Consider the following 1,270-nt stretch of genomic DNA (forward strand, 5'->3'; position numbering starts at 1 on the left):
CTCCCTATGGTGGTGGCGTTACAGCACCACATTGGCACATTGCGATGCCGTTCGTGGAGGGGGCATCCACCCCATCAATTGGGCCGTATTGCTTCGGCTTTGTCATTCGACACCTCCCGGCGCAACCTGCGCCAATTCTAGGTGGCCACCAAATCAAGGAAAAGCACACGACCGGATGCGGACACCGCCAGAACAGCTCTAGGCGCGGCTCTGGCGGAGATGTGTTTACGCGGCTACTTGTGTCGCGCGCATAAGATGTTGGGCATTCCAATCCGCATAACCAAGAATGGTCTGGCTATTCGCGACGGCCTGTTTCCATGCCTGAATATCCGCATCTTCGGGCTCAATCTCGACATCTTCGAGCAGAACGCCGTTCACCATCCAGGGCGTAATCGGCAGGGCTTTCAGCCAATCCACAACCGTCGGAATCCGGCGACAGTCTTCACGCACATGTTGTTCACCGATGAAGCAAACCGGAACCTTGCGACCCGCCCTGTTGGTGAGTGTCACGCCAAATACCCGCTCGCATTCGAATATCCCCAGTGTGTGGTGACGCAATGCTCTGTGTCCGGGCAAAGCCAGGTAGGATTTCGTTTCATCAAACCAGGCGTGAATCGCCAGATAATCGTTAGCAACACCGCCGAACTTGCGCGCGGAGCTTTCCGCGTGATGCCAGGAATGGGCCATATCAGACATCCTCGTGATCATAGTGGTTGGTATCAACGAAGCGGTCACTGTGGCTGACATCGATCTTGTCCTCCAGCACATCCCATACCACTTCACCACAACCTCCCTCGTTGATCTCGAATCCGGGATGCAGGGTGTACGGAACATCCCAAAGGAAGTCCTTTAGTTTTTTATCTTGTTCCGCATCCAGCTTGGCACCGTGCGGTTCAACCATCACGTCTTCGACATTACCGCTATCGCCATAGCCGTCATACGACGCCTCAACCCGCGTTACACCAGCCTCACGTAGAACGCCCAACATCGTTGTTCGCTCAGCCTTCAGTTGCTCTTTCCGTTCGCACGCCATTTTCTCCACGCGAGCGTTGATTTCAGACCAGTCCATTGGGTTTTCCTTTCCTGATTAAGTATGGAACACCCAAGCGAAAGGTCTCTCTTTCTCTGTTGGGCCGACGCCTGCCATGGGGGCAACAGCGGGTTTCTTCCGACACGGAAATGCCAGTCTTGTGTTGCTTCTTCCCAAGGTTATATGCAGCGCTCAAAACAAGAGCAGGACCGGAACATCCGATATGACCAACTGGCCCGA

At 54.6% G+C, this 1,270-nt stretch carries 2 protein-coding genes; both read right to left on the bottom strand.

The genetic code is table 11. The features are described 5' to 3' along the window. Positions 1–225 precede the first annotated feature (225 nt). Positions 226–687, bottom strand: coding sequence for a hypothetical protein (locus Q1B13_RS26800; RefSeq protein WP_299085945.1), 462 nt, complete (start codon positions 685–687; stop codon positions 226–228). A 1-nt stretch (position 688) separates the two neighbouring features. Next, positions 689–1,069, bottom strand: coding sequence for a DUF6878 family protein (locus Q1B13_RS26805; RefSeq protein ID WP_299085943.1), 381 nt, complete (start codon positions 1,067–1,069; stop codon positions 689–691). Between the last annotated feature and the right edge of the window lie 201 nt (positions 1,070–1,270).

It is taken from the genome of uncultured Ruegeria sp. (assembly GCF_947489545.1).
Taxonomy (GTDB): Bacteria; Pseudomonadota; Alphaproteobacteria; order Rhodobacterales; family Rhodobacteraceae; genus Ruegeria.